The following is a 5600-nucleotide window of genomic DNA, read 5'->3' as shown; positions in this document are numbered from 1 at the left end:
GGGGGGCTGGTTTCGGGGGGGCTAACGGCGCCCCCGGCGGTCGCACGCACTTGTCGTGCGACCTCACCCCCGTCCCCGGCGCCGCCGGCCCCGCCTCGCCCTTGCGGGCTCGGGGTCTCTTGCGGATCCCTGAGGAGTTTTTCAGCGGGCTGATGGGGGCTCGGCTTTTCGGGGGGCTCAAAACGCCCCTCGGCGCCGCAGGCGCCGCCTCGCCCTTGCGGGCTCGGGGTCTCTTGCGGACCGCTGAGGAGGTTTTCAGCAATCTGACGGGGCTCGGGGCGGTGCCCCTCGTCAGAGACCTCCAGTCCGTTGCGCGTGGAGTCTCTTACGGGTCGCTGAGGAGGTCCTAGCGACCTGACTTGCGAGCTGATGGGGGCTGGGGGCGCCCGCGTGAACGCCGCTGTACCGAGTGGGCCTGCGCGACCGGCTCGGTTTCCAGTGAGTCTGGCCGGCGAGTTGGTCTCGCCGGCCTTTTCGGCCGCCTCGCTGTGGGCGGCCCTGGCCCGAGGAGCATCGATGGCAGATCACATCCACGATCTCGTCGGCGTCGGCTTCGGCCCCGCCAACCTGGCCCTCGCGGCCCTGCTGCAGGAAGAGGAAGAGGATCCCGGCTGCCGCACCGTCGACCGCCGCTTTCTCGAAGCCCGCCTCGAGCCGACGTGGCATCCCGGCATGATGCTCGAGGGCTCCCTGATCCAGATCACCGTCCTCAAGGACCTGGTGACGATCCGTAACCCACGCAGCCGATTCACCTTTCTCAACTATCTGCGCGAGCAGGACCGCCTGTTCGAGTTCCTCAATCTGCGCGATCTGTTCCCGAGTCGGGTCGAGTTCGCCGACTATCTCGGCTGGGTCGCCGGCGAGCTCGCCCGAGACGTGCGCTACGGCCGGCAGGTCGAGCGGGTCGAGCCCGAAGGCGTCGACGGGCGGGTCGACCACCTGAAAATTCAGGCTCGCAACCGGGTCACCGGCGAGTTCGAGGAGCTGCGCAGCCGGCACCTGGCGGTGGCCGTCGGCGGACGCCCCTGGACCCCTCCCGGCATCGACCTCCAGCCCGGCGGTAGAGCTTTCCACCCGAAGGACTTCCTGCCCACCCTCGAACGCCACTTCCCGGACCGCCAGGCGCCATACCGCTTCGCCGTCGTCGGCTCTGGCCAGAGCGGCGCCGAGCTCTTCCTCTACCTCGCCACCCACTATCCCCAGGCCGAGGTCACCGCGGTGGTGCGGCGCTTCGGCTACAAGCCGGTGGACGAGAGCGACTTCACCAACGAGATCTTCTTCCCCTCGATGGTCGATTTCGTCTACGACCTGCCGGAGGAGGTCCGCGGCGGCGTGGTGGACAGCTTTCGAGACGTCAACTACGCAGTGGTCGACCATCCCCTGATCCGGCGCATCTACCGCTTCCTCTACGACGAGCGGGTCGCCGGCCGGGAGCGCGCCCGCGTCCTGCCCCTGCACCAGCTCGAAGGCCTCGAGGAACCCGCCGACGGACCGATCCGGCTCCACCTGGCAGACGTCCTGCGGGGCCAGCCTCGCACCCTCGAGGTCGACGGCGCGGTCATCGCCACCGGCTTCGAGTGGAGCTCCCGCCTGCCCTTGCTCGAGCCCCTGGCGCCTTACATCGAGCGCGATGGCGCCGGCGACTACCGCATCGAGCGCGACTACCGCCTGGCCACCGTCGACGGATTCGAGCCCCGCATCTACCTTCAGGGCTACGCCGAGGCCACCCACGGCATCAGTGAAACGGTTCTTTCGCTGCTGCCGATTCGCGCCCAGGACATCGCCCGTTCCCTCGCTGCCGCCCTCGAAGCCCGATCCCTCTCCGCCCTTTCCGTCAGGAGCTGACGCCGTGAGCCAACGACCGATCCTGCGCCGCCTCGACCCGGAGTCCTTCTTCAACGCCTACAACGTCGGCCTGCAGATGCTCTATCCCTGGGAGGGGGTGGTCGACAAGCCGCCCTTCGGAGCCGCCTGGGCGAGCCTCGCCCCCGGCGAGGAGACCAAGCCCCACGCCCACCAAGAGCTCGAGTCCTTTTTCATCGTGCGCGGGCAGGGGCGGATGGCGGTCGGCGATCAGCGGTTCGAGGTCGGCCCCGGCGACGTCACCTTTCACCATCCCTTCGATCAACATCGCCTGCGCAACCTGTCCCAGGACGAGGACCTGCTGTTCCTCACCGTCTGGTGGGAGGACCGCGATGCCTGGACGCCGCAGGAGGAGACCGAGAGCGCGGCGCGGGTACTGGTGACGGCGGCGCCTCCGACGCCCAACGGCGACCTTCACCTCGGACACCTCGCGGGCCCCTACCTCGCCGGCGATTTCCACGCCCGCTATCTGCGCCTGCGCGGCAGCGACGCCTGCTTCGTCACCGGCAGCGACGACAACTCGATCTTCGTCGAGGCGGAGGGCCGTCGCATCGGCCGCCAGCCGCAGGAAACGGCCGATCACTACGCCACCCTGATCGCCGAGACCCTCGACCTGGCCGGCGTCGAGCTGGCCGCCTTTCCGCGTCCCAATCGCGCCCCGGCCCATCGTCCGCTGGCCGAGGAGCTGTTCTTGCGCCTCCACCAACAGGGTCATCTGGTGGAACGCGAGGATCCCTACCCCTTCTGCCGCCGCTGCGACCGCTCCCTCTACGAGTCGTTCCTCAAGGGCCTCTGCCCGCACTGCGGCAGCGGCATGGTGGGTCACACCTGCGAGGACTGCGGCCGCGTCCACGACGCTCCGGACCTGCTCGAGGCCGCCTGCACGGTCTGCGACGACGCTCCCGAGCTGGTGCCCACCCGGCGCTGGGTCTTCCCCCTCGAACCGCATCGCGAGATCCTTCGCGAGCACCTGCGGCAGGTCGCCATGGGGGGGCGCCTGGTCGCCCTCTGCGAAGACCTGATGGCCCACGAGCTGCCCGAGATCACGGTCACCCACCGCACCCACTGGGGGATCGAAGTGCCGATGGCCGGCTATGAGGAGCAACGCCTCTACGTCTGGCTCGAGATGGCGCCGCGCTACCTCGCCTACAGTCGCCAAGTGCTGGCGCCGGACGGCGACTGGCCGCTGCACTGGAAGGATCCGGCGGGCCAGGTCGTGCAGTGCTTCGGCTTCGACAACAGCTTCTACTATGCGCTGCTGATTCCGGCTCTGCTGAAGGCCTTCGACCCGGAGATCCGGCTGCCGACCGCCTATCTGAGCAACGAGTTCTACCACCTCGGCGGCCTCAAATTCTCGACCAGCCGAGGCCACCGGATCCTCGGACGCCAGCTCCTCGCCGAAGCACCGCGGGACGCGGTGCGCTACTACCTCGCCTCGACCGCACCGGAACGGGAAGAAACCCGCTTCACCCTCGATGAGTTTCATGCCGCCCTGCGCCACGACCTGCTCGGCGACTGGCAGGACTGGCTCGGCGGCGTCGAGGCCCGCTGTCGCGCCCTCGGCGACGAGATTCCCTCCACCGGCGACTGGAACGACGAGCAGCGTCGCTTCTACCAGCGCCTCGAAGACCTGCTCGAGGATGCCGCCGGGGCCTGGAGCGCGGTGGCCTTCTCACCGCAGCGGGCGGTCCGAGTGCTGGGCGAGATCGTGCGCGAGGCGCGCCGCTTCGGGGCGGCGCAGCAGGACTGGTCGCGGGTCGAGAGCCGCCACGAGGAGTGGCGCACGGCGATCGCCCTCGAGCTCCTGGCGGTCAAAGGACTCTGTCTGGCGGCGGCGCCGCTGATGCCCGAAACCGCCGACCGCCTGTGGCATGCCCTCGGCTTCTCCGGCGAGATCGCCGCCGGGGCCTGGACCGAGGCCCTCGACTGGCTGCCGGCGGGACAGCGTCGGGGTGACCTGTCGCAGCCGCTGATCCCGGGTCTCGAGACCTATCTCGCGACCCACGGCGCGGTCATAGAACGATCAGAGCGACCCCCAGCCCCATCAGCAAACCAGCCAGCACTTTCGCCACGCTGACGGACTCGCCGAAGAAGCGCGCCCCGATGACCAGGGCGGCGACGTTGCCGACGCCGCGCTTGACGGTCTCGACGACGCTGACCAGCACCACCTGGATGGCGAGCATCTGGAAAGCGAGAGCAGCGGCGCTGGTCAACAGCGAGAGACCGAAGAGGCCGGGGACGTCGCGTAATTTCCGCATCTCGGCGAGATTGCCGCGCCCGAGGAGCAGCACCAGCAGGCCGAGCGAGACGGCGCTGCACAGCCAGAAGGCGTGAACCGGAGCCGAGGCATGGCGCATCGCCACCTTGTCGAGCACCGGCCCGACGGACCAGAAGACCGCCACCAGCACCATCAGCCAGAAGCCCTGTCGACCGCGGCGACGCTGCTCGGCATCGCTTTCGGCGGCGCTGGCATCGCGCTGCAGCCACCAGGCACCGAAGACCACCAGCAGGACTCCGACCACCTGGCGCGGCGTCGGCACTTCGCCGAGCAAGGGAATGGCGCTGATCAAGGTGAAGACCGGGGTCAGCGAAAGCAGCGGCACGATGACGCTCAGGGGCGCGATGTGCAGGGCCTGGACGAAGGCGACGCTCGCCACCACCGTCATCGCCCCGGCGATCAGCGCCGGCGGCCAGTAGGCGCCCGGCGGAAGGGACCAACCGTCGATCAACGCCCAGGCGCCGAACAATGGAACTTGCCCGACGGTGATCAGGAAAATCAGGGTCACCGGAGGGATACGCTCGACCAGCAGCTTGCGGAGAACGTCGAAGCCGACCCAGGCAAAGCTGGTCAGCAGGACGAGGATAAGGGCGGTCGAAGTCATGCCGTGGAGGCGCCTTTCGGAGCCCGCCGAGACTACACCGAAACTCCCCTTCGAGCGCCGGAAAGTCTCTCGTTGACAGGTGGTTCGGGCGCTGCTACGATCCTGGCGGCTCTCCCAAGAAGGGGTGGGCTCGACGTAGAGCCAGGTAGAACACCGAATTGCCTTCGGAGTACGAAATCTTCAGAGCTTCTTCACGGATTTGGCCGTTCCCGGCGATCCCCAAGCTCAACTCCCCACGAAGAGAGACAATTTAGCTGGAGCAGGAGTCGCAGGTGCGGTAATCCCTCGGTCTCCGGAGTTCCAACACCAGTAAAGTAGACAGGAGTTCGTCATGCGTACGACCGGCGTTGTTAAGTGGTTCAACGACACCAAGGGATTCGGTTTCATCACCCCGGACGACGGGGATCGTGATTGCTTCGTGCACCACTCTTCGATCAATGCGACCGGCTTCCGGTCCTTGCAGGAGGGCGAGCGCGTCGAGTTCGATCTGGTCCAGGGCCAGAAGGGTCCCGCGGCCGAGAACGTCGCCAAGCTCACCGAATAGATACCTCGCTGTTCCACAGCGAGAAGGAAAAAGCCGCCCTCCGGGGCGGCTTTTTTCGTGCCTGTGGAGCGCCGGGCCCGACGGTCCACCTTGGGATGAGGCCGCACGACATGGGCGCGCTGGCGGGCCGCGCAGGCCCGAGGGGGGCGCCTCTAGCCACTGCTGGCCGGGCCCCCCTGAAAGAGACAGCAGGCTCTGAACAAGTCGCGAAGCGGACTATTTCAGCAGCCTGCTAGCAGGCTGCTGAAATAGTTCAGGTTCGAGGACTTCCGGCCCGCGTGGGACCCCGAGCCCAGCGGGCGAGGCGGCGC

4 protein-coding genes are annotated in these 5600 nt (G+C 68.1%); 3 read left to right on the top strand and 1 reads right to left on the bottom strand.

What is annotated here, in order from left to right:
* Nucleotides 1-516: 516 nt before the first annotated feature.
* Entirely contained in the window at nt 517-1845 is a 1329-nt protein-coding gene (locus tag AAF604_24655; GenBank protein ID MEM7052876.1) for a SidA/IucD/PvdA family monooxygenase, read from the top strand.
* A gap of 4 nt (nt 1846-1849) precedes the next feature.
* On the top strand, nt 1850-3940 hold the full coding sequence (locus AAF604_24650; protein MEM7052875.1) for a class I tRNA ligase family protein: 2091 nt from the start codon (nt 1850-1852) through the stop codon (nt 3938-3940).
* Here the strand turns inward: AAF604_24650 and AAF604_24645 are convergent.
* Nucleotides 3876-4745: a DMT family transporter gene (locus tag AAF604_24645; protein MEM7052874.1), complete on the bottom strand. Its 870-nt coding sequence runs from the start codon at nt 4743-4745 to the stop codon at nt 3876-3878. The two genes, AAF604_24650 and AAF604_24645, sit on opposite strands and share 65 nt — an antisense overlap.
* Before the next feature lie 331 nt (nt 4746-5076).
* Here AAF604_24645 and AAF604_24640 point away from each other — a divergent pair, with 331 nt between their 5' ends.
* Complete coding sequence (locus AAF604_24640; GenBank protein MEM7052873.1) at nt 5077-5289, top strand: cold shock domain-containing protein; 213 nt, start codon at nt 5077-5079, stop codon at nt 5287-5289.
* Nucleotides 5290-5600: the final 311 nt, after the last annotated feature.

The organism is Acidobacteriota bacterium (assembly GCA_039028635.1).
Classification (GTDB): Bacteria; Acidobacteriota; Thermoanaerobaculia; order Multivoradales; family JBCCEF01; genus JBCCEF01.
Note: the sequence above shows the minus strand (reverse complement) of the source record. Positions and strands in the feature narration are given on the sequence as shown.

What these genes read in the sequence shown, in the direction of transcription:
- AAF604_24645 (MEM7052874.1), bottom strand. Translation starts at nt 4,745, where the DNA reads ATGACTTCGACCGCCCTTATCCTCGTCCTGCTGACCAGCTTTGCCTGG.
- AAF604_24655 (MEM7052876.1), top strand. Translation starts at nt 517, where the DNA reads ATGGCAGATCACATCCACGATCTCGTCGGCGTCGGCTTCGGCCCCGCC.
- AAF604_24640 (MEM7052873.1), top strand. Translation starts at nt 5,077, where the DNA reads ATGCGTACGACCGGCGTTGTTAAGTGGTTCAACGACACCAAGGGATTC.